General features: G+C 38.1%; 20 protein-coding genes. 14 read left to right on the forward strand and 6 right to left on the reverse strand.

Going from position 1 to position 21,955, the window contains the following annotated elements; all coding sequences use genetic code 11:
- Positions 1 to 191: 191 nt before the first annotated feature.
- The 5 genes from ispF (at position 192) to argH (ending at position 5,376) form a co-directional block, all read left to right on the forward strand.
- Positions 192 to 668 carry a 2-C-methyl-D-erythritol 2,4-cyclodiphosphate synthase gene (ispF, locus tag ACM03V_RS11390; RefSeq protein WP_414620897.1) on the forward strand — a complete coding sequence of 159 codons (477 nt, stop codon included), beginning with the start codon at positions 192 to 194 and terminating at the stop codon, positions 666 to 668.
- A 126-nt stretch (positions 669 to 794) separates the two neighbouring features.
- Positions 795 to 2,567 (forward strand): ABC transporter substrate-binding protein, encoded by a 1,773-nt coding sequence (locus ACM03V_RS11395; protein ID WP_414620898.1) that lies wholly within the window; start codon positions 795 to 797, stop codon positions 2,565 to 2,567.
- A gap of 138 nt (positions 2,568 to 2,705) precedes the next feature.
- Entirely contained in the window at positions 2,706 to 3,482 is a 777-nt protein-coding gene (gene larB, locus ACM03V_RS11400) for a nickel pincer cofactor biosynthesis protein LarB (protein ID WP_414620899.1), read from the forward strand.
- A 50-nt stretch (positions 3,483 to 3,532) separates the two neighbouring features.
- Positions 3,533 to 3,784, forward strand: coding sequence for a hypothetical protein (locus ACM03V_RS11405; RefSeq protein ID WP_414620900.1), 252 nt, complete (start codon positions 3,533 to 3,535; stop codon positions 3,782 to 3,784).
- A gap of 182 nt (positions 3,785 to 3,966) precedes the next feature.
- Positions 3,967 to 5,376 (forward strand): argininosuccinate lyase, encoded by a 1,410-nt coding sequence (argH, locus tag ACM03V_RS11410; RefSeq protein ID WP_414620901.1) that lies wholly within the window; start codon positions 3,967 to 3,969, stop codon positions 5,374 to 5,376.
- Positions 5,377 to 5,600: 224 nt separating this feature from the next.
- On the opposite strand, the gene ACM03V_RS11415 is transcribed toward argH, so the two are convergent.
- Complete coding sequence (locus ACM03V_RS11415) at positions 5,601 to 5,783, reverse strand: hypothetical protein (protein ID WP_414620902.1); 183 nt, start codon at positions 5,781 to 5,783, stop codon at positions 5,601 to 5,603.
- A gap of 1,006 nt (positions 5,784 to 6,789) precedes the next feature.
- Here ACM03V_RS11415 and ACM03V_RS11420 point away from each other — a divergent pair.
- The 3 genes from ACM03V_RS11420 to ACM03V_RS11430 all read left to right on the forward strand — a co-directional run bounded on the left by ACM03V_RS11420 (position 6,790) and on the right by ACM03V_RS11430 (position 9,169).
- Positions 6,790 to 7,284, forward strand: a complete 495-nt coding sequence (locus ACM03V_RS11420; protein ID WP_414620903.1) for an NUDIX hydrolase — start codon at positions 6,790 to 6,792, stop codon at positions 7,282 to 7,284.
- A 213-nt stretch (positions 7,285 to 7,497) separates the two neighbouring features.
- Positions 7,498 to 8,313, forward strand: a complete 816-nt coding sequence (locus ACM03V_RS11425) for an alpha/beta fold hydrolase (protein WP_414620904.1) — start codon at positions 7,498 to 7,500, stop codon at positions 8,311 to 8,313.
- A gap of 166 nt (positions 8,314 to 8,479) precedes the next feature.
- Positions 8,480 to 9,169: a hypothetical protein gene (locus tag ACM03V_RS11430; protein WP_414620905.1), complete on the forward strand. Its 690-nt coding sequence runs from the start codon at positions 8,480 to 8,482 to the stop codon at positions 9,167 to 9,169.
- A gap of 59 nt (positions 9,170 to 9,228) precedes the next feature.
- On the opposite strand, the gene ACM03V_RS11435 is transcribed toward ACM03V_RS11430, so the two are convergent.
- Positions 9,229 to 9,957 carry a pantothenate kinase gene (locus ACM03V_RS11435; RefSeq protein WP_414620906.1) on the reverse strand — a complete coding sequence of 243 codons (729 nt, stop codon included), beginning with the start codon at positions 9,955 to 9,957 and terminating at the stop codon, positions 9,229 to 9,231.
- Positions 9,958 to 10,077: 120 nt separating this feature from the next.
- Here ACM03V_RS11435 and ACM03V_RS11440 point away from each other — a divergent pair, with 120 nt between their 5' ends.
- From ACM03V_RS11440 to ACM03V_RS11460, 5 genes are all read left to right on the forward strand, one after another.
- Positions 10,078 to 10,284: a hypothetical protein gene (locus tag ACM03V_RS11440; RefSeq protein WP_414620907.1), complete on the forward strand. Its 207-nt coding sequence runs from the start codon at positions 10,078 to 10,080 to the stop codon at positions 10,282 to 10,284.
- A gap of 36 nt (positions 10,285 to 10,320) precedes the next feature.
- A complete protein-coding gene (locus ACM03V_RS11445) occupies positions 10,321 to 12,039 on the forward strand; it encodes a diflavin flavoprotein (protein ID WP_414620908.1) in 1,719 nt (572 codons plus the stop codon).
- Positions 12,040 to 12,172: 133 nt separating this feature from the next.
- The gene (locus tag ACM03V_RS11450; protein ID WP_414620909.1) at positions 12,173 to 13,885 is read left to right on the forward strand and encodes a diflavin flavoprotein; all 1,713 of its coding nucleotides are present in this window, start codon (positions 12,173 to 12,175) and stop codon (positions 13,883 to 13,885) included.
- 572 nt (positions 13,886 to 14,457) lie between these two features.
- Positions 14,458 to 14,601 carry a hypothetical protein gene (locus ACM03V_RS11455; RefSeq protein ID WP_414620910.1) on the forward strand — a complete coding sequence of 48 codons (144 nt, stop codon included), beginning with the start codon at positions 14,458 to 14,460 and terminating at the stop codon, positions 14,599 to 14,601.
- A gap of 10 nt (positions 14,602 to 14,611) precedes the next feature.
- A complete protein-coding gene (locus ACM03V_RS11460; RefSeq protein ID WP_414620911.1) occupies positions 14,612 to 14,872 on the forward strand; it encodes a hypothetical protein in 261 nt (86 codons plus the stop codon).
- A gap of 232 nt (positions 14,873 to 15,104) precedes the next feature.
- Here ACM03V_RS11460 and ACM03V_RS11465 read toward each other — a convergent pair whose 3' ends face one another.
- The 4 genes from ACM03V_RS11465 to ACM03V_RS11480 all read right to left on the reverse strand — a co-directional run bounded on the left by ACM03V_RS11465 (position 15,105) and on the right by ACM03V_RS11480 (position 19,993).
- On the reverse strand, positions 15,105 to 15,701 hold the full coding sequence (locus ACM03V_RS11465; protein WP_414620912.1) for a pentapeptide repeat-containing protein: 597 nt from the start codon (positions 15,699 to 15,701) through the stop codon (positions 15,105 to 15,107).
- Between the two features lie 112 nt (positions 15,702 to 15,813).
- Complete coding sequence (locus ACM03V_RS11470; RefSeq protein ID WP_414620913.1) at positions 15,814 to 18,327, reverse strand: DUF4114 domain-containing protein; 2,514 nt, start codon at positions 18,325 to 18,327, stop codon at positions 15,814 to 15,816.
- A gap of 328 nt (positions 18,328 to 18,655) precedes the next feature.
- Positions 18,656 to 18,868 (reverse strand): hypothetical protein, encoded by a 213-nt coding sequence (locus ACM03V_RS11475; RefSeq protein ID WP_414620914.1) that lies wholly within the window; start codon positions 18,866 to 18,868, stop codon positions 18,656 to 18,658.
- A gap of 582 nt (positions 18,869 to 19,450) precedes the next feature.
- A complete protein-coding gene (locus ACM03V_RS11480; RefSeq protein ID WP_414620915.1) occupies positions 19,451 to 19,993 on the reverse strand; it encodes a phycobiliprotein lyase in 543 nt (180 codons plus the stop codon).
- A gap of 537 nt (positions 19,994 to 20,530) precedes the next feature.
- Here ACM03V_RS11480 and ACM03V_RS11485 point away from each other — a divergent pair.
- Positions 20,531 to 21,931, forward strand: a complete 1,401-nt coding sequence (locus ACM03V_RS11485) for an efflux RND transporter periplasmic adaptor subunit (protein ID WP_414620916.1) — start codon at positions 20,531 to 20,533, stop codon at positions 21,929 to 21,931.
- Positions 21,932 to 21,955 lie beyond the last annotated feature (24 nt).

Raw genomic sequence — 21,955 nt, forward strand, 5'->3', positions numbered from 1 at the left:
ATGGGGTGATGGGGTGATGGGGTGATGGGGTGATGGGGTGATGGGGTGATGGGGTGATGGGGTAGAAAATTATTAACTCGCGACTCTACTCTTTACTCCTAACTATTACCAATTACCAATTACCAATTACCAATTCCCAATTCCCAATTCCCAACAACTAACAACTAACAACTAACAATTAACTCCTTGTTATGAATGTTCGTATTGGAAACGGTTATGATATCCATCGCTTAACTACCGAGCGTCGGTTGATTTTGGGTGGTGTGGAAATTGCTCATTCTTTAGGTTTGTTGGGACATAGCGATGCTGATGTTCTAACTCATGCGATTATGGACGCGATGTTGGGTGCGCTTTCTTTGGGTGATATCGGACATTATTTTCCCCCCAGCGATGACAAGTGGGCTGGTGCTGATAGTTTGATGCTTTTAGATAAAGTTAATAATTTGATTCAAGAGCAGGGTTGGAAAGTAGGAAATATTGATTCTGTGGTAGTCGCAGAGCGTCCCAAACTAAAACCCCATATAGAAAAAATGCGCGAAAAATTAGCCAGTGTTTTACAAATCGAACCAAACCAAGTTGGTGTCAAAGCCACAACTAATGAAAAATTAGGCCCCGTTGGTGAAGAAAAAGGGATTTGTGCTTATGCTGTGGTTTTGTTAATTAAATAGGTTCGTAGTAAGGGCTTTAGCCCTTCATATTCCGGAAGAGGGCTAAAGCCCTTACTACGAACATAGGAAATATAGTTTTCGCTACAATCGCAATCAATATCATTAACTATTCGTATATCTACCTAAATGCTCAGAATTTCTTCTCTATTTTCCAACTTTCGGCGTTTGCGTTTACCAGTTATTCTGGCAGCGATAACGGCTCTTATTGTTGCTGCTTGCAATCCGGCTAATTTTAGAACCGAGGCAGCAGAAACAAAACCGTTAATACTTAGTATTCTCAGCGACCCGAAAACTTTTAACTACGCTCTTTCTCAAGAGTCACCTAATATTTTTCCTTACACTTTTCTTGGTTTAACGACTCAAAACCCTATAACTGGAGAAATTGAGCCAGAATTAGCTGAATCTTGGAAAGTTTCCGATGATGGATTGCGTTTTGTTTTTACCTTGCGCGATAGTTTGAAATGGTCTGATGGTAAACCTTTAACCGCAGATGATGTAGCATTTACTTACAACGGCATTTACTTTAATAAAGAAATTCCTACCGATACTAAAGACGCTTTTAAAATCGGTGAAAGCGGTCAATTGCCTAAAGTTAGAAAACTCGGCGATCGCGAAGTAGAATTTACTTTACCAGAGCCTTTTCGCCCTTTCTTACAAAATATGGGGACTCCGATTTTACCGGCTCATGCTTTACGAGAATCGGTAGAAACAAAAGATTCGGAAGGGAAGCCGTTATTTCTGCAAAAATGGAGTGTTGATACCCCTGTTGACGAGATTGTTACTAATGGCCCCTACAAGTTAGGACGTTACAATACTACTCAACGAGTCGTATTTGAAAGCAATCCTTATTACTGGAAAAAAGATAAACCATTAATCAAAAAAGTAAACTGGGAAATTGTTGAATCTCAAGATACTTCCTTATTACAATTCCGTTCCGGTAGCTTGGATTATATCGGTGTAACTCCAGACTATTTCTCTTTACTTAAAAAAGAAGAAAAACGCGGTAATTTTAAAATAGAGAATGGTGGTCCGGCTACTGGTACATCTTTTGTATTTTTTAACTTAAACAAAGGTAGCAGAAACGGTAAGCCTTTAGTCGATCCCATAAAATCAAAATGGTTTAATAACAAAGAATTCCGCCAAGCTGTAGCATATGCTATCGATCGCCAAACCATGATTAACAACACTTTTCAAGGTTTAGGTCAAACACAAGATTCACCAATCTCCGTACAAAGCCCTTATTACCTATCTCCAGAAAAAGGCTTAAAAGTCTACGATTACAATTTAGATAAGGCAAGAGAATTACTCAAAAAAGCCGGATTTAAGTCTGATTCTCAAGGTCAATTATTAGATCGAGATGGAAATCGCGTCCGCTTCACTTTACTAACTAATTCCGGTAATAAAATTCGCGAAGCTATGGGAGCGCAAATCAAATCCGATCTAAGTAAAATAGGCATTCAAGTTGATTTCACCCCTCTAGCTTGGAATACTTATTTAGATAAAATATCTAATAGCTTAGACTTTGAAATGGCATTACTAGGTTTAACGGGTGGCTTGGAACCAAATGATGGAGCCAACGTATGGAAACCCGAAGGTGGATTACATATGTTTAATCAGAAACCTCAAGCCGGACAAAAACCAATTGAAGGTTGGGAAGTTGAACCTTGGGAAAAAGAAATTGCCAGACTTTATGTCAAAGCAACACAGGAATTAGATGAAGAAAAAGTCAAAGAAATATACGGCGAAACCCAAAAAATTACTCAAGAAAATTTACCTTTTATCTATCTTGTTAATCCCCTCTCACTAGGAGCCATCCGCAACAATATTCAAGGCACTAAATTTAATGCGATCGGCGGTGCTTTCTGGAATATCGAAGAAGTTAAAATTACGAAAGAGTAAAAAATAGGAATGAGGCTTAGGGCATTGGGCATGGGGAATAGTTAAGAGTTAGGAGTTTTTATTCTCCTTGTCTCCCCATCTCCTTATTTCCCCTCTTCCCCCTCTTCCCCCTCTTCCCCCTCTCCCCCTCCATCTTCTATGACCGATGAAAAAGCTCTACAATCTCTACTAAACGCTGTCGCGAACGGAAGTCTATCCACTGATGCTGCATTTTCTCAATTAAAAGATTTAGCTTACGAATCTGTAGATGAGTTTGCCAAAATTGACCATCATCGCTCTTTAAGAACTGGTTTCCCGGAAGTGATTTGGGGGCAAGATAAAACCCCCGAACAAATTGCTCGGATTATGGAGGTGATGCGTTTAAAAAATCAAGTTGTGATGGCAACTCGCATTACTCAAGAAGTTTTCGTTGCCCTACAACCCAAAGTCAGGGGTTTGCGTTATTACGATATGGCTCGAATCTGCGCGATCGCACCTGCTCAACTTAAAGTTCGATATTCCGGTACAATTGGTATTCTCTCTGCTGGAACTGCCGATTTACCAGTTGCCGAAGAAGCCGCAATTACCGCAGAACTTTCGGGTTTCCAGGTACAACGGCTATGGGATGTGGGAGTAGCAGGAATTCATCGCTTGTTAAGTAATCGCCATGTCATCGAATCAGCGTCTGTATTAATTGTTGTTGCGGGTATGGAAGGTGCTTTGCCGAGTGTTGTAGCGGGTTTAGCAGACTCACCAGTAATTGCCGTACCTACCAGTATCGGTTATGGTGCCAGCTTTGGTGGTTTAGCGCCTTTACTAACAATGCTAAACTCATGTGCGGCGGGTATAGGAGTAGTAAATATAGATAATGGATTTGGTGCAGCCGTTTTAGCCGGACAAATATTGCGTTCAGCCGAGAAATTACGGATGTCATAATATAAGTCTTTGAGCTATCACGGTGATGCTAACCAATAGGTAAGTTAAAAATGAAACTTTGGTCGCTCTTGGGTGGGTTTGCTCTCAGTTTTTGGACAACAATTTTATTATCAAATACCGTGAATGCTCAGAGCCGAATACCTGTAAACTGGTCAGTACTAGCTCAAAATGTCACCGACCCCGATCTTTTAGGTCAAATACAAAAAGCTTGGAATAACTTTGTCGAAACAGGTCAAATTTGGGCGCTTTTAATTGGATTAGTAATCGGTTATTTAATTCGTAATTTGACAAGCTACGGGTAACAGTTAGCAGTGAACAGTGACCAGTTAGGAGTTAGGAGTTAGGAGTTAAGAGTTAGGAATTAGAAAATTTTAAATTTTGTATTAAAGAGTTAAGAACTAGGAATTATAAATTATTTCTACTCCCTCACTCCCCCTCTTCCCCCTCTTCCCCCTCTTCCCCCTCTTCCCCCTCTCCCCCCTCTATGACACAAACACAACAAACTTGGAGCCAGCGATTTGAATCGGCGTTGCATCCTACTATTGCTCGCTTTAATGCCAGCATAGATTTTGATATTGAATTAATTGAATACGATTTAACTGGTTCGGTTGCTCATGCCAAAATGTTGCAAGAGTGTAAGATTATATCTTCGGAGGAAGGCGATCGCTTAGTTGCTGGTTTAGAGCAAATTCGTCAGGAATATCGTGAAGGTAAATTTAATCCGGATGTTGATTCGGAAGATGTACATTTTGCTGTCGAACATCGTTTAGTAGAAATTGTTGGTGATGTCGGTAAAAAACTGCATACGGGACGTTCTCGTAATGACCAAGTAGGTACTGATACGAGACTTTATTTACGCGAACAAATTCAGCAAATTCGTCAATTATTACGGGATTTTCAAGCTGTTTTAGTTGATATTGCTGAAAAAAACGTTGAAACTTTGATTCCTGGCTATACTCATCTACAACGCGCTCAACCTCTAAGTCTTGCTCATCATCTCTTAGCTTATTTCCAAATGTCGCAACGAGATTGGGAACGGCTGGGAGATGTTTATAAGCGGGTAAATATTTCACCTTTGGGATGCGGTGCTTTAGCGGGAACTACTTTTCCTATAGATAGACATTACAGCGCTCAACTATTAAATTTTGACAAGGTTTACGATAACAGCCTTGATGGAGTTAGCGATCGCGATTTTGCAATTGAATTTCTGAGTGCAGCCAGTTTGATTATGGTTCACCTTAGCCGCTTATCGGAAGAGGTGATTTTATGGAGTTCCGAGGAATTCGGCTTTGTCACGCTGAAAGATAGCTGTGCAACTGGTTCGAGTATTATGCCTCAAAAGAAAAACCCCGACGTACCGGAGTTGGTAAGAGGTAAAACGGGCAGGGTATTCGGTCATCTGCAAGCGATGTTAGTGATGATGAAGGGATTACCCCTTGCTTACAACAAAGACTTGCAGGAAGATAAAGAAGGTTTGTTTGATGCAGTTAATACCGTCAAAGCTTGTTTATCAGCAATGACAATTTTGATGCGGGAAGGTTTAGAATTTCGTACTCAACGGTTAGCAGAAGCTGTAGCGGAAGACTTTTCTAATGCCACCGATGTCGCAGATTATTTAGCAGCGCGGGGTGTTCCCTTCCGAGAAGCTTATAATCTCGTAGGTAAGGTGGTGAAAACCAGTATTGCTGCTGGTAAACTTTTAAAAGACTTGAGTTTGGAAGAATGGAAACACCTGCATCCCAAATTTGACAAGAATATTTATGAAGCCATATCACCCCGTCAAGTTGTAGCTGCACGCAATAGTTATGGTGGAACGGGTTTCGAGCAGGTAAATCAAGCATTACAAGTTGCTCGTTCTCAAATTAATGGGAAGGGAGTAGGGAGTAGGGAGTAGGGAATCGGAGTTAGGAGTTAGGAGTTAGAAGTTAGGAATTAGGAGTTAATAAATTTCTACCCACTCTACCCACTCTACCCACTCTACCCCCACTCCCTTAATAATAAGTATTTAACGGGAAACCATATAACTGATAACTGGTAACTGAAAAAAGCAATTGCGGAGCGTGTACATAAACGCTCCGCAATTCAAAACTTACAAAAGTAAAAATTGAAATTAGAAAACTAGTCAGTAGCACTAGTTCCGCCGTTATCATCATTATTTGATGAATTCTCTTCTTCTGATTTAGGCGGTCCTTGCTGGTACCTTCTTTGATAACGTCCTGTGTTAGTCCGTTTACGAAACTTGCGGGCATATGCCTGGTTCCGTAACGCCTTTTCTTTCTTTAGGTTACGGCGCTTAGCCATATTCACCTCATTAATAAACAACGTTTAAATTACCGTTCGGCATTAGATAGATATTTTTTAGCTATCTAATTGATGTTAATAACATTCTAGCCTAAACCAGTAACTAGCATATTTTAAACAGCAATACAGTCTATCCCATTTATTTTTATAATGTCAATGGGTCGCATTAAGTTTACACCATTATAAATTTTATAGCACTTACGCAAAGCCCCCTTTTTTAATCGGGTTGGGGGGATCTTAGAGTTGGGAATGACTACTTTTTGGTTGCGGTTGCGGCCATTCCTGTTTTATATCTAATATTTTATTAAAAATTAGGCGATTATCGAAAATTATTACTGTAATAAAAATATTGGCAATAAGTGTTCACCTTACTGTGCGGCTTAGCCGACACCGGGTACAGTGTATCGCACTCAAAAAATCAAAGTGTTGCAATAAGTGATTTATTCTATGATTTTTATATAGGAGCGTTACCTTAATTATAAGTTAAATATTAAAGTTTATCTTTTAATTTTTCACTTATAATTAACATTCTATCAGTTAGATGTAGTTGGTCTAAACTATGAAAACTATATTTAAAAAATATTTTTGGTTGACAAACTATAATTTAATTTATCGCAATAGTTATTTTAATTTTAACAAAAATATCGAATTACAAGTATTAAATAGTCAAAAACGATGACTATAACTTTAAATTTGGCTCTGAATTAACTATATGGTTAATTGCTGTCAGAAAAATATTTTCGACAATTTGCAGTAATTGTAACACCAATTACAAACCGATAATTTTTGATAAACTACTGCGCCATAAAGTATATTTATACGCAATATATATTAACTCTTTGGATGGTAAAATTAAACTGTTCTATGACTACCATTTTATAAAGTGGTAATTGTTAGAATAAAACCTGACGCACAAATATTTTTGTATCAAAGCTGCTATATACAATGGTAGTTGTATGAATGAGTGTAAGTCAGAATAAGTAAGTACAACACATAAATTTGAACATTGAACGTTGCTGCTTTATTTGGTACAGCCGTACAGTCTACACGGACTCTATGGCGCTATGGACAAACGATACTGGGTATTATTTTCCGTCATCCGATAACGGGAACAAGTATTATTCCGATATTACCCGATGGACGAATTGTATTAATTCGGCGAAGAGACAACGGTTTGTGGTCTTTGCCTGGTGGAATGGTAGATTGGGGAGAAGATGTTCCCACCACAATTAAACGTGAATTAATGGAAGAAACCGGATTGGAGTTAGTGAAAATTCGACGTTTGGTTGGAGTTTACTCAGCACCAGATAGGGACCCTAGAATCCATTCAATTTGTGTTGTAGCGGAAGCAGAAGTAAGAGGAGAAATGGAGATTCAAGACACTTTAGAAGCAAGTGAAATACAAGCTTTTGATCGCAACTCTTTACCTGAAGAACCAATGTCTCACGACCACTATCGGCAGTTGCAAGACTACTTAAGTGACTTGACAACATTAGCATAAAACTATGTACTAATATCCAACTTTGAGGTTTTGGATTTAGTTTAAAAAAGGGAACGGGGAGTGGGGATCAGGGAACATAAGCAAAGATAATACGGATCGGTCTTTTTTCGGTCAGTTTAGTAATCCTTGTATAACGAACTTTGTAGAGATTTTTGCATCAAAGTTGTTAAAGAATCAAATTTGTTAAATTTAACTACCTTCATTAAATTCAATATGAGTACGATGTTATTTCGTAACTCTCGGAGAAAGCTTTCTCAAGGGTTATTATTCTGGCGTGAAGTTGGTTATGGTACTCCCGTAGTTTTTTTACATGGTGCTTGGTGCGATAGCAGTGAATGGGTATCGACAATGGAATTGATCTGCCGAGATTTCCATTGTTTTGCACCAGATATGTTAGGATTCGGCGAGTCAGAATATCCCGACGTTCATCATGCAATTGATTTGCACGTTGATTGTTTAGTAGAGTTTTTACAAGCTTTAAAATTAGAGAAAGTGTATTTAGCGGGACATTCTTTAGGAGGATGGATTGCTGCTAGTTGTGCTTTAAAGTATCCAGAGAAAGTTCAAGGTTTAATATTATTATCTCCAGAAGGTGTGGAAATTGATGGATTTGAAAAACGTTGGCAAAAAATGCGACGTTTAATACAAAGTCCATCATTTATATTTAGGTTTTTACAAATATTTCGTCCCTTCGCAAAAATGTTTGGTTGGAAAATTAAAATAAAAGAAGATTTGCAGCAAAGACGGATATTATTAGAAAATCCAACGGGAAGTAAATTATTATATCAGCGTCAGCTTCCAGAAATTAAAGCGGAATTATTGCAAGAAAAATTGGATTTGATCCAGATTCCAGTTTTGATATTTCAAGGTGCAAAAGATACGGCAGATGCTTTAACAAGAACTAACATTTACGCTAGACTTATTCCTCAATCTAAGTTGAAAATGATTGATTATGGAGAAGATAATTTACCTCAATCATCCGCTTCTGATGTCGCTAAAGGAATTAAAGGATTTATTAAAAGGGGTTAAGAATTACGAATTAGGTAAATAGTAAATTAGGCTGCTATCGAAGTTAATCGCCGATGGAAGTAACTTATATAAAGATAAATCAAATAACACAAAAAAAAGCTTATTATTTGCGGGAACTATAAATGATTAACTGAGTAGTATTACAGACTTAAAGTTAATTAATTATATGCAAATTAAACAGTTAATTATAGCTACTGGAGGGTTATTATCCTTAGCTTTAGGAACTGGAAGCATTACACCAGCACAAGCAGCTTTATTAGACTTTAGCTTTGAAAACGAAAATGGGTTAACGGGTTCATTTACTTTAGATACTGAAGCTGAGGCTTCTGAGGTACCAGCAGATTTTGGATTTGGTACAGGGATTTTGTATAGTAATACTGTTTCGGACTTCGATTTATCTGTACCGGAAAGAGGTTTGAATTTTAACGGTGAAACTGCCGACTATCAAATACTAACCAATCCAACTCCACCACCTCCCGATTCTCCCGTAACTCCTCCTCCTGGTGGTGCCCTATTTCCGCCGGGAACAACTTTAAGCGGTGTTGTTTATCCATCTGAATGTTCGGAAGGAGTGTTTACTTGTAACTTCAGCATTCCTATATTTTATACTGGCGATGTTGCAGAACTTCCCGAACTTTCCGATAATGTAGATTCGTATTCGACAGAAAGGATTGAATTCTTCGATTTTAATCCCGAAACTCAAACTTTAGAAGTTAACCGCGAGATTTTTACAAGTTCTAATATTACATTTAAAACTGTTTCTGTTGCTGAAGGTAATTCTAGTTTGAGTTTGTTTGCTTTGGGGATTGTAGGTGGGGGTTTGTTGTTTAAACGTAGATTGAATCGTGCTGTTTGATTAAGTTAGATTTTTGTGTATGTATCAAATTTGTTGGGAGACGTAGCAGTGCTACGTCTCTACATTATTGTTTTTTGTATTCCCCATAAAATTAAATTTTTTTCTACGATTATCCGTTGTGAAATTTGGGGATATTGCGATTTTAGATAATTAAATAATAAAATGCGATCGCCACCTGTGATAACAACATTACTTTCAGGAAAATCTTGTAACCACGCTTCAATAAAATCTTTGATTCCTGCGAGTATTGTGTAAATAATTCCGCTTTGGATTGATTCTTGAGTATTTACTGCATATCTTCGTGGAAGTTGTTGCGGTAATTGGACATTTGGTAATTGTCCGGTTTTGTTGGTAAGAGTTGAAAATTGTAAGCCTAAACCCGGTAAAATTGCGCCACCGATTAAATTACGGTTGCTATCGGCACCTGTAAAAGTAAGTGCCGTTCCCGCATCAATTACTAACATGGGAAAACCCCAAGTTTCACCAGCACCAAGTAAAGCTAAGGCTCTATCGATTCCTAATGTGGGATATAAGTTGTTGAGAGGGATTTCGTTTAAGGGAATAAATTTTGCATTTGGGTAATTTTGCCAAAGCTTTGTTTGAGTGGGAACTACGGAAGCGATGAAGAGAGGGGGGGAGGGGGAAGAGGGGGGAGAGGGGGGAGAGGGGGTAGATAAATAGTTGGTATCCCAGGCTTTTGTAAGGGTTTGTTGGTTGAATAAACCCCAGTGTAAGCGGGAGTTGCCGATTATTAATGCTAGCCAGGTTTTTGAGGGATTTGAGAACACTTTTTTAACGCAAAGGTACGCGGAGGTTAGCGCGGAGGTGCGCTGAGAATTATGGATATTTATAAGATAATAGTATTCAATTACTAATCTCTACCGACATTAATTGAAGCATTACAAATTATGAGTTGGAAGATGACTGCTGAGGAGTTGTTGGAGCGTTACGAGAAAGGCGATCGCGATTTTGCTAGACCAGTATATAGTCGTGCGTCTAAGACACCCTACAAGACCAATTACCCCATTACCCATTATCCATCCCCAAACTCTACCCATAGATATATTGATAAAATTATGCAATTATCTCGTGTCACAATAGGAGTTGAGGCATAAATACTCAGATATAAAAATCTATTAAGGAGACGAGTTATGGTAGCAATTACCGATATCGCAAAAAAACTGACCATGCAGACTGCGGAGATTGCTGAAGATACTACGGCAATTCGCTCTCTGGATTGGGATAGAGATAGATTTGATATCGAGTTTGGTTTGGAAAATGGCACCACTTATAACTCGTTTATCATCCGTGGTGAAAAAACTGCTTTAGTTGATACTTCTCACGAAAAATTCCGCAAGCTGTATTTTGATACTCTTAATGGACTTGTTAATCCAGCGGAAATCGATTATTTAATTATCAGTCATACCGAACCCGATCACAGCGGCTTAGTTAAAGATTTTTTACAGTTAGCACCGGAAGTTACCGTTGTTGGTTCAAAAGTTGCGATTCAGTTTTTGGAAAATCTGGTACACCAACCTTTCAAAAGACAAATCATTAAAAATAGCGATCGCCTAGATTTAGGAAACGGACATGAGCTTGAATTTGTCATTGCTCCTAATTTACACTGGCCCGACACAATTTTCACATACGACCACAAAACTCAAATTCTTTTTACCTGTGATGCTTTTGGGATGCATTATTGTTCGGATGCTACTTTTGATGAAGATTTGGATGCAATTAGCGGCGAATACAAATATTATTACGAGTGTTTGATGGCTCCCAATGCTCGCTCTGTAATGTCTGCTCTCAAACGCATGGGTGAGTTGGAAACCGTAGGAATGGTAGCTACAGGGCACGGGCCACTTTTACAGCATAATGTAGATGAATTAATCGGACGCTATCGCAATTGGAGTAAAAATAAAGCCAAAGCTGAGAAAACAGTTGGTATTTTCTACGTTTCCAAATACGGTGACAGTAATAAACTTGCTCAAGCATTAGCTAGCGGTGTTTCTAAAACCGAAGTCGCTGTAGAAATGGTAGATTTGAGCGAAGAAATTGACTTACAGGAATTAAGAGAACAAGCAAGTCGGTTTAGTGGAATTATCTTGGGAATGCCGCCAGCATCCGATCAAAAACTGCAAACTGCTTTTAGTACTATTTTGGGTTCGGTACACGATAAGCAAGCAGTAGGATTATTTGAAACTGGTGGTGGTGATGATGAACCAATCGATCCAGTTTTGACCAAATTCCGCGAATTGGGTTTAAAACCAGCCTTTGGTGCCATCAAAATTAAAGAAACACCAACCGAAAATACTTATAAGCAGTGCGAAGAAGCGGGAACTGATTTAGGGCAATTATTAAACCGCGCCAAAAGCATCAAAAACATGAAGTCTCTTGATGCTGACTTAGATAAAGCTATGGGAAGATTGAGTGGTGGTTTATATATTATTACTGCTCAACAAGGTGACGTAAAAAGCGCGATGTTGGCATCCTGGGTAAATCAAGCAAGTTTTAAACCCTTGGGATTAACAATTGCAGTCGCCAAAGATAGAGCAATTGAATCCTTGATGCAGGTTGGCGATAAATTCGTTTTAAATACTCTCGAAGAAGGCAATTATCAAAGGTTGATGAACCATTTCCTCAAGCGTTTCCGCCCTGGTGCCGATCGCTTTGAAGGAGTCAAAACCCAACCAGCCGAAAACGGTGCGCCAATATTAACAGATGCACTTTCCTATGTAGAATGCGAAGTTGCCAGCAGAATGGACGCTGGAGATCATTGGATTGTATACAGCACCGTGTATGCAGGAAAAGTCAGTAAACCAGATGCCTTAACCGCAGTGCATCACAGAAAAGTTGGAAATCATTATTAAGTAGTTAGGAGTTAGGAGTTAGGAGTTAAGAATAATTAGGTCAAAGGTCAAAGGTTAAAGGTTAAAGGTTATTCTTCTCCCTCTCCCCCAATTACCCATTACCAATTACCTATTACCAATTACCAATTTACCCATGTCAAAAACAAAACCCCGTGACGTTCAAATTCTCCCCATTGCTACAGATACAACTATCATTCGTTCCCGCAGTTGGACGCGGTTACGGTTTGAGATCGAATACGCTTTAAGTAAAGGTACTACGGCTAATTCTTATTTAATCAAAGCCGATAAAATTGCTTTAATCGATCCTCCTGGGGAAACTTTTACGGAAAAATACTTGGATGCGTTGCAAGAAAGAATTGATGTAACTAAGATTGATTACGTTATAATCGGTCACGTTAATCCCAACCGTGCTGTTACTTTGAAGGCTTTACTGGAAGTTGCACCGCAAGTAAAATTTGTTGCTTCTAATCCCGGTGCAATTAATTTACGCAAAGCTTTAGAAAACGAAGATTTACCAATTATGGTAATGAAGGGGGAAGAAACCCTCGATTTAGGAAAAGGACATAATTTAGAATTTATTCCTACTCCTAATCCCCGCTATCCCGATCATCTTTGCACTTACGATTCTCAAACGGAAATTCTCTACACCGATAAATTATTTGGCGCACATATCTGTGGCGATCAAGTTTTTGATGAAGGTTGGAAGATTTTTGTAGAAGATAGACGTTATTATTATGACTGCTTGATGGCTCCCCACGCCCGTCAAGTAGAAACCGCTTTAGAAAAAATAGATGATTTGCCGGTGCGGCTGTATGCTCCCAATCACGGCCCTTTGGTGCGCGAAGGTTTAATCGATATTACAGATGCTTACCACGAGTGGAGCAAACAGCAAACAAAACAAGATACTAACGTTGCATTAATTTATGCTTCCGCCTACGGGAATACCGCAACCTTAGCGCAGGCGATCGCCAGAGGCATAACTAAAGCCGGAGTCGCTGTAGAATCGATCAATTGCGAAGCTGTTGAACCAGAAGAAATTAAAATAGCAGTAGAAAAAGCATCCGGTTTTGTAATCGGTTCTCCCACTCTCGGTGGTCATGCACCAACGCAAATTCAAACAGCTTTAGGTATTATCCTTTCTACAGCAGCCAAAAGTAAACCCGCTGGGGTATTTGGTTCTTTTGGTTGGAGTGGAGAAGCAGTAGATATATTAGAAAGCAAACTCAAAGATGCTGGATTCCGCTTTGGTTTTGAACCGATTCGGGTAAAATTTAAACCCGACGAAAAGACGCTGCAAATGTGCGAAGAAGCCGGAGTTGATTTTGCTCAATCATTGAAAAAAGCCAAAAAAGTCAAAGCACCAACTCAACCTTCTACCAGCGTGGAACAAGCAGTGGGAAGAATTATTGGTTCCTTGTGCGTGGTAACTGCGAAACAAGGTGATGTTTCCAGCGCCATGTTAGCTTCCTGGGTATCTCAAGCCAGCTTTAACCCACCCGGTTTAACCATCGCCGTAGCTAAAGATAGAGCCTTAGAATCTTTAATGCATTCTGGTAGCGGTTTTGTATTGAATGTATTAAAAGAAGGCGGTCATTTAGGGATGATGAAACATTTTCTTAAACCCTTTAGCCCTGGGGAAGATAGATTTGCAGGGATTGAAACAGAAGAAGCTAGTAATGGTTCTCCCGCTCTTGCTGATGCTTTAGCATACGTTGAATGTTCCGTAAATTCGCGGATGGAATGCGGCGACCACTGGTTAGTTTACGCCACCGTAGATAACGGTAAAGTATTGAATAACGAAGGATTGACAGCAGTACATTATCGGAAAACGGGAACGCATTATTAGATTTTGGATTTTAGATTGTAATTCTTAGCTTGTAGGTTGGGTTAGGCGCAAAAATAAATTTGGTTGATAATTGTAAATTAAAAATGCGCCGTAACCCAACATAATTTATGGTTAAAACATAGCAACTTTTAAACAACAAATAATTAAAAGTTAGCTATAGCCATTCGTATATAATCACAATCCCGATGTTGGGTTAGAGCCGCATTTATATTTTTCGTCAACCATCAATTTATTTGTGCGACTTTAACCCAACCTACTACTGTGTTCTCTGCGGTTTTTTTTCGATAGGTAATCTTCCAAGCTTGTAGGTTGGGTTAGGCGCAAAAATAAATTTGGTTGATAATTGTAAATTAAAAATGCGCCGTAACCCAACATAATTTATGGTTAAAACATAGCAACTTTTAAACAACAAATAATTAAAAGTTAGCTATAGCCATTCGTATATAATCACAATCCCGATGTTGGGTTAAAGCCGCATTTATATTTTTTATTAATCATCAATTTATTTGTGTGACTTTAACCCAACCTACTATGAACTGAGAATTAATAAAATTAATAACAAATATTTTTAAGTGAAAGTTTTAATAACTGGCTTTGAGGCGAATGATGATGGTTTAAATGCTTCAGAGTTATTAGTAAAGTCTTTGCGCGATACCTTCGGTGAGCTTCGCTTAACGCCCTCCTCAAAAGCTGAGTCAATATATCGATTGCATTGACTTCAAGATTATGCCCGGTAAGACTAATACCCTCGGAGATACTGTTAATGAAACTCTTAAAACATTATTACCCGATCTTTGTATTGGTATCGGTCAAGCACGCGGTTATAATAAAATAACTTTTGAGCGAATGGCAAAGAATTTAAGATATTTTGTCACCTTGGATAAAGCGGGGAATGCACCCAAAGGAACGTTAATTATAAAAGATGCTCCTGCTGCTTATTGGAATTCTTTTCCAAACCAAGAAAATTTAGTTTGTAGGTTGGGTTAGGAGCATAAAGTAAATTTGATTGATAAGTGTAATTTAAATATGCTCCGTAACCCAACATAATTTATGGTTGAAATATCGAAATTTTTAAAACTTGTAAAAGTTAGCTATAGCCATTCGTGTAGAATCAAAATCCTGATGTTGGGTTAAAGTCCTATTTATATCTTTAGCTAACCATCAATTTATTTGTGGGGCTTTAACCCAACCTACTACTACTAACTGTAATTTAAAATTCTTAATCTTCATCGGTAATTACTCTACCATCGGGTGCGATAGTATTATCCCAACGACACATATTCCAATCGGTTTCTTCGATGCAAGCACCTCTAAGATTAGCTCTATACCAACTAGTCTCATAAACTGAGCAAAGTCTGGCGAGATTAGCTCCTTCAAGGTTAGCTTCGTCAAAAATAGCTTCGAGCAAATCGGACTCTCTCAAGTCGGCATTTCTGAGGTTAGCTCTTAAAAAACAAGAATTTTGCAAGCAAGTATTTCTAAGATTAGCTCCTTCAAGATTGGCATCATTCAAACTACATTCCCGAATGAGAGATCCCCTTAAATCAGCCCCCACCAGAATGCTACCTTCAAGATGAGCAAATTCCATAAAGGCTTTTTTTAAGATGGCATCTCTAAGAATAGCGTTTTGAAGTTCGGCACTACTAAGTTTTACCCAACTCAAGTTAGCTCCGCTCAAATCGGCTTCCCTCAAGTCAGCCCAATCAAATCTAGAATCGCTAATATTGGCACCATTAAGATTGATACCTCTCAAATTAACCCCATTAAAATCTCTCTCCCCAGCAGTATATCGCTTTAATAACTCTTCAGCAGTCATAAGTCATTTATTAGATTTAATTGAGATTATAATCTCTACTTTTCTGCTCGGAAGAAAGCAAGAGACCCGACTTTTTGAAAAAGCCGGGTTTCTTGATACATCAAATTCGGAATTAAGCGCTCTCAACAGTAACGTTGAAAGTCAAATCTGTAAAATCTTTATCGCCTCCACCATACAAATCCTCAAAACCAAAGTTATTATCTGAAGCTTTAAGATGTTCGATTCCATCTGGATTCGCATTTCCAAAAGCAAAGTAGGCATTTAATCCGCTGCCAGATTTATCATTAGTCGGATTTGTACCGATAAATTCTTCTACAGTACCATTGGCAATTAAGTATGGTACTAAGAATATTCCCCCATCAACTTCTGCGGTTAAACTACCATCATTTTTATCAAACTCTAATTCAGGAATACGTTGATTGAGTGCCGCTGTTTCATATCCTTGTTCTCCCGGCTTAATCAGTTGATTTGTAACTGTATCAAGTACGGTACCATCCGCATCCAAAACTTGATAAAAACCTGCTGAATTCTGATAAGAACCAGTACTATTGATATCATCCAAAATCAACGAAACTCGTTCGTCAACTTTGCCATCTCCATCAAAATCAACTTTGCCCAGATTTACGATTCCATTGATTACAGGTTCTAACGGTTCCGAAACATTAGAATCATTTTCTATAGGTACGGGGGCTGACTGAGGTTCGGGATTGTTCGTACTTTGCACAGTTGCAGGATTAGAATTGACTTCCGATGCTTTTACATCTTTGATGGGAGAAAATTCAATATAGTCAAAGCGAGCAAATTCACCTTTATTACTAATTCCTTCAATTTTGAAAGTATCTCCAGACTCTAACTGCACTTCTTCTATGGCAATACGACTAGTTTTTGAAGCCGGTTTTACCCAGCTATCAGGTAAATCTTTGTCAAAAGTAAAGCTTGTACTCTCTCCCCCAACGGTGACTTTAGCTTTAGATTGACCATCATTTTCGTCATAGTAGCCAACTTTTACTTGATAAGTTCCTGCTTCAGCCTCGAATGTACCTGTAGCAGAGCCTTTATTATCACTAGCTCCTTTGATAGAAATATGTTTTCCACCTGATGCTCCAGAGCCTTTTACAGTCTCTACTTTATAACCATCTAGAGTAAGTTCTTCGGCTTCATAACGTAAAGGCTCGTTGTTAATAGGTGTCGAGACTGGATTGGTAACAGGATTATCGTCATTTTGAGGAACTGGATTTACACTTAATTGCAAATCATCAACTAACTTCGCTCCGGGGATGCCTGAATCCGTACCGTTTATATTTTGAACGATGTTGCTACCACCATCAGTTACTTGGTAATTAACTGTATTCTCTAATTCTTTATTGCTCGAACGATTGTCTGCAAACTCAGACTTGCTGATGGTGAGATTTTTTGCCTGTTGTTTCCCAGCAATCCAGATACTTCCTGCTTGATCGCCAGCGTAGTTATCAGCAAATGTTGAATTGATAATGGTCGATTTGGCTGGCGTTTTATAATTCAGGACAATTGCTCCACCGATTCCACTTCCTTTAGAATTCTCGATGCGGTTGCCAGAAAAGGTTGAATCTTCAATTGTGACTCCACCTTTGATATCCGTCCATAAACCTCCTCCCTGTGATGTGGAAGTATTATCGGCAATTATCGAATCGCGAATAACTAAAGAAGCAGGGTTTTCTTCATCTCGATAAGATTGAACGGCTAAACCGCCTCCTCTTCTAGCTTTGTTGTTAATGATTTTGCTGTCTTCAATAACAATCTTGTCTTTAGAGTATCCGCTGAGGAAAAAGGCTCCACCATAATCTCCACCGCCGATATTATCCTCTGCCACAACGTTGCGAATCAGAGTTGTGCCGCCAAAATTATCGCGTTTCTCAGTTCCGTTGGCTCCATCAGTGAAAATAGCTCCACTTCCATCAACACCCTCATTATTTTTAAAGATTGAATCCTCAACTTTGAGGTTGGTTAATAAGGTGTAGACAGCACCGTAGGTTCCTTTGTTATTTGTAAAAGTCGAGTCGCGAATTTCTAGAAAGGCTTCTCCACCAACATTGCGATCGCCTTTACTATTAACAACGGTTGCTCTCTCTCCACCTCCATAGGTAGAGATTGCACCTGCACTAAAACCGTCGTTAGCAACCGAACCGTCATTTCCATCAAAAACACTGTTTATAACTGTGGCTTTAGAGCCGTAGCCGACAAAAATTGCACCACCCCGTTCCCCTACATTGTCGATAAAGCGGGAATTTTCCACCACCAAGGTGTTAGAGTCAACAAGTTCAATCGCTCCACCCCGCTGGGTTTTGCTCGAATCTCCATCAACAGCTTTACCATTAGCAAAAGTGAGATTTCGCAAGACTACATCCGAATAGTCATAGCTAACACGTAAAATCCGCGTTTTATTCTCACCGCTAATAGTTAAATTTGCTGCATCAGCCCCATCAATAGTAAGATTTTTATCAACGACAAGCTGTTCGTTGAGTTTAATCGTTTTGTTAGCAAGAGATGAATTGAAGCGAATTGTATCCCCTGAATTAGCCTGTAAAATAGCTTCTCTAAGCGTTCCTTTTCCACTGTCAGCGGTGCTTGAAACTGTGATAATTGCCATATTTTCCAATGTTAAATTACATCAACTGGCGGTAGAATACACTGGTAAATATAACCACGAAAAAGCCACCTCGATACTAACAGTGTTTTTTTGATATGGCAAATTTTATTAGTATCAATGCGAGCAAATCAACATAAGTACAATTACTTACATAAAACATCAATTTTGATTTTAGTCAAGTCAAATTACTTGGGCAATATGTCTTTATTAGTAACTTAAGAGCATTCAATTTTAGCTTGATTTAGTAAGTGATAAAAATTATCTAGTTCGTAGTAAGGACTTTAGTCCCCAGCGATAAATCGCTTACTACGAACAAAGATTTATACATTTACAAAAATGTACGTCTTTCTAAAAAGTATTTAGCCTCCACTTGATAATTTTTTGCTAATAATTGCTCTTCCCCTTTTCTATTTAATTCATCTAGATTGAATCCATCTTCAGATTTTGACTCTCTTCTTCCATCATCAAAATCCTCGGGGTATTTAGAGAAGTCAAATGAACGAATGTAGAGAAACAACATTAAAAAGGCTATTCGATCCATTATTTCCTCGCCTTAAAAAGTTTTATTTTTCAGCAAAAACTAAGCGTTGACTTTGACAAGTAATTTCAACACTTACGGCTTTCTATTTCTATTTCCAAATTCTAGGTTTAATTAAGGCAGTCTTTATTTTTTCTTGCCTTATAAATTGCTAATTATTTTAATTTTCATTATGGCTACTCTCCTTCTTCAATCAAGTATGCAGCGCTTAAGAAGTTAGAAGTCAACCAACGATAAACGAGAAAGTCGCCAGTTTGATTACACCTAAAATCATTAATGCTTATATATAGATAGCAAAATAAACCTAAGAGTGCAACACTTTTAGGTTAAAAATTCCTTATTCAATTATAAAAAATATTTAGCGTTAACTATTCAACTTCCAAGTTGATATAAACTACTACTTTCTCGTTCCATACATATAGTAAGCTCAAATTAATTAAAAGTCAATATTTAATTTGGAGTTTTTTTGAGCGACTTAAGAAGCGTATGGTTAAATTAACTGCTTAATCCAATAAAACCAATATTATCAGTTGACAATACAAACTTTAACCTATCGATAAAGCTAAAGTTTGTACTGATAATTATTCATTCTTCAATCCGCTTTTCCAAATATTGTCCAATCATTACCTGTTCCCCAGCGCGAGAAATTACGGATTGACGGGTACGATACTTCTCACCAATAAATTTTAACTCTTCCTCAAACACCGAGCCATTGTACTCTGTACGCAAACACAAAGTTTTATCGTTAGGGAAATGATATTCGGCGGTTATTGGCTTCGACGTTGCAAAACCGCGATCGCGATACAATATATTTCCCAAAGCACCGAATAATGTTAAACCGTTGGATTCTTTTGCTTGAGTTACGGCGTTAGTGCTTTGCCAAGAAACTTCAGCACCGCAAGTCATCTTCATAGACTCATCTAATTCGTGCATCTGTGCTAGTTTTCGCAATTCATCGCATCCCGCTTCTAAAAACCGAATCCTAATAATACTCGCAACTTCCTTAGTTTTTCCATCCGGTAAAGTGTAGTAACGCCTTTCCGAATTCCATTTACCAACTGATTCTCGAAAAAATTCTGCAATCAAAGATTTTTCAGCTACTTGTACGACTTTATTTGGAGATGTCACTGGTTGTTTCCTCATTAAATTGAGACTCTTACACTATGTACTCTGCAAATACCAGAATGTGTAATATATCTTAAGGTTAACTACATATTTAGTAAAATACTGATATGTTCGATACAATGTAGCGCATCGAAATTGTCTTCAGATCGAATAGTGCTTATAAAAACTTGGTTATGCAGTCACTGCTTGAAGAGAATGCAGATTGCACAGAAAAATGATAATTAAAAATTTTTATATCTTTAGACAGATTCTAAGCTCAAAGAAAGATTCACTTGATAAGGCTCGGTTTATAATGACACCTGGTGTATAAAATCAGTCCTGTAGCCATGAGCAAAAAGGTATTATTGTCAAGTATTTCCTAATACTTATTTCAAAATGTTTTTGCGATAGAGGCAGCATAGCTGAACGCGAAGAATTCATTTTTAATTAGCTTTTTAGATTAGATAAAAAGTTAATTTTTCCCTTCTCCTACTACCGTGTCTTTTACAAGTTTTTAGGAACCCCGAATGCAGGTTGAGTCATATTACAAATTAGGAACGAATGTACAATCAACGACAGCATTTCAATGTAGGAAAAAAAGCAATAAATAAATGCTTTCAGAAAAATTTACCTGTAAATCAGCTATTTATAAAAATTAAGAGTAATCTAAAGAGTAATTTATGGCGCTCTAGCTCGATTTTATTTGCATTTTTGGTTATCGGTTTACTGAATACAAGCTGTAATTCTGCACCTAAAGAAACTGCCCAAGCCACATTGAAACGTCGGGGAGGTGCAACTGCTGTAGATGCAGCTATTGCTAGAAAAGGGCAGTTAGAAAAAGAGTTATTATATACCGGAACAACAGTACCATTTCGGAAAATTTCAGTACGTTCCCAAATTGAAGGGCAGTTATTAACCTTGAATGTGGATGTAGGAGATAAAGTTACCAAAGGGTATATTGTTGGATTAATTGATGATACTTTACTCAAAACCTCTTTAAATCAAGCCTCTTCAGAGCTTGCGGCGCTTAATTCAGAAGTTGCAAGAGCCAATAGTCGAGTCGGTAACGCTTTAACAGAAGTAGAAAGAGCGCGATTAGAATTACAGCAAGCTTTGGCGGATGCTCAAAGGCAGGAAAAGCTATTAAAAGAAGGTGCCATCGCTCAACAAGTAGCCGAGCAAACCCGCACCGCAGCCCAGACAGCAGCACAAGCAGTTAAGGCAGCACAAAAACAAGTGCAAACAGAGCAACAATCTGTCATCGCAGCCAAAGGAAGAGTAGCAGCACAGCAAGCAGTAGTAGCTCAAGCAAAAGAGCTACGAAGCTACGCAAAATTAACATCTCCTATAAACGGCTTGGTTTTAGAAAAGATTATCGAGCCGGGTAATTTAATACAACCCGGTAATGAAATTATAAAAATCGGCGATTTTAGCAGAGTAAAAATAGAAGTTCAAATTTCAGAATTAGAATTAGGAAAACTTGAAATAGGGCAAACGGTAGAAGTTTTATTAGATGCTTTCCCCAACCAACAATACATCGGTACATTAAAACGAATTTCACCTTACTCAAATACAGCAGCCCGTTTAATACCTGTAGAAGTAGTAATTCCCAATATTGAAGATAAAATTGGTAGCGGTTTATTAGCGCGAGTCAAATTTCAGAATACAACCGCACAGCAAGTTATAGTACCTCTGAGAGCAGTTAAAACAGAAGCAGAGGTTAAAAAAACAGCAAATCAATTAAATACAAATATTCAAGGTACGGTATTTATTGTTGTAGAAGACGGAGAAAAAAATATTGTACAAGCAAGAAGCGTAATTATAGGGGAAAAAATTGACGGAAAAGTAGAAATTATATCGGGATTAGAATCGGGAGAATCTTTTGTAATCCGCAGTAGTAAACCCTTAAAAAATGGTGAAAATGTACGTCTATCGATTATTTCAGAAACAAAGCAAAAATGAAATTTTTTTCAACGTAGAAATAAG

The sequence above is a fragment of the Calothrix sp. CCY 0018 genome (assembly GCF_963920925.1).
GTDB lineage: Bacteria > Cyanobacteriota > Cyanobacteriia > Cyanobacteriales > Nostocaceae > Rivularia.

What these genes read in the sequence shown, in the direction of transcription:
- ACM03V_RS11415 (WP_414620902.1), bottom strand. Translation starts at nt 5,783, where the DNA reads ATGGCTAAGCGCCGTAACCTAAAGAAAGAAAAGGCGTTACGGAACCAG.
- ACM03V_RS11485 (WP_414620916.1), top strand. Translation starts at nt 20,531, where the DNA reads ATGTACAATCAACGACAGCATTTCAATGTAGGAAAAAAAGCAATAAAT.
- ACM03V_RS11475 (WP_414620914.1), bottom strand. Translation starts at nt 18,868, where the DNA reads ATGGATCGAATAGCCTTTTTAATGTTGTTTCTCTACATTCGTTCATTT.
- ACM03V_RS11405 (WP_414620900.1), top strand. Translation starts at nt 3,533, where the DNA reads ATGAAACTTTGGTCGCTCTTGGGTGGGTTTGCTCTCAGTTTTTGGACA.
- ACM03V_RS11450 (WP_414620909.1), top strand. Translation starts at nt 12,173, where the DNA reads ATGTCAAAAACAAAACCCCGTGACGTTCAAATTCTCCCCATTGCTACA.
- ACM03V_RS11460 (WP_414620911.1), top strand. Translation starts at nt 14,612, where the DNA reads ATGCCCGGTAAGACTAATACCCTCGGAGATACTGTTAATGAAACTCTT.
- ACM03V_RS11395 (WP_414620898.1), top strand. Translation starts at nt 795, where the DNA reads ATGCTCAGAATTTCTTCTCTATTTTCCAACTTTCGGCGTTTGCGTTTA.
- ACM03V_RS11445 (WP_414620908.1), top strand. Translation starts at nt 10,321, where the DNA reads ATGGTAGCAATTACCGATATCGCAAAAAAACTGACCATGCAGACTGCG.
- ACM03V_RS11465 (WP_414620912.1), bottom strand. Translation starts at nt 15,701, where the DNA reads ATGACTGCTGAAGAGTTATTAAAGCGATATACTGCTGGGGAGAGAGAT.
- ispF (WP_414620897.1), top strand. Translation starts at nt 192, where the DNA reads ATGAATGTTCGTATTGGAAACGGTTATGATATCCATCGCTTAACTACC.
- ACM03V_RS11430 (WP_414620905.1), top strand. Translation starts at nt 8,480, where the DNA reads ATGCAAATTAAACAGTTAATTATAGCTACTGGAGGGTTATTATCCTTA.
- ACM03V_RS11440 (WP_414620907.1), top strand. Translation starts at nt 10,078, where the DNA reads ATGAGTTGGAAGATGACTGCTGAGGAGTTGTTGGAGCGTTACGAGAAA.
- ACM03V_RS11470 (WP_414620913.1), bottom strand. Translation starts at nt 18,327, where the DNA reads ATGGCAATTATCACAGTTTCAAGCACCGCTGACAGTGGAAAAGGAACG.
- larB (WP_414620899.1), top strand. Translation starts at nt 2,706, where the DNA reads ATGACCGATGAAAAAGCTCTACAATCTCTACTAAACGCTGTCGCGAAC.
- argH (WP_414620901.1), top strand. Translation starts at nt 3,967, where the DNA reads ATGACACAAACACAACAAACTTGGAGCCAGCGATTTGAATCGGCGTTG.
- ACM03V_RS11425 (WP_414620904.1), top strand. Translation starts at nt 7,498, where the DNA reads ATGAGTACGATGTTATTTCGTAACTCTCGGAGAAAGCTTTCTCAAGGG.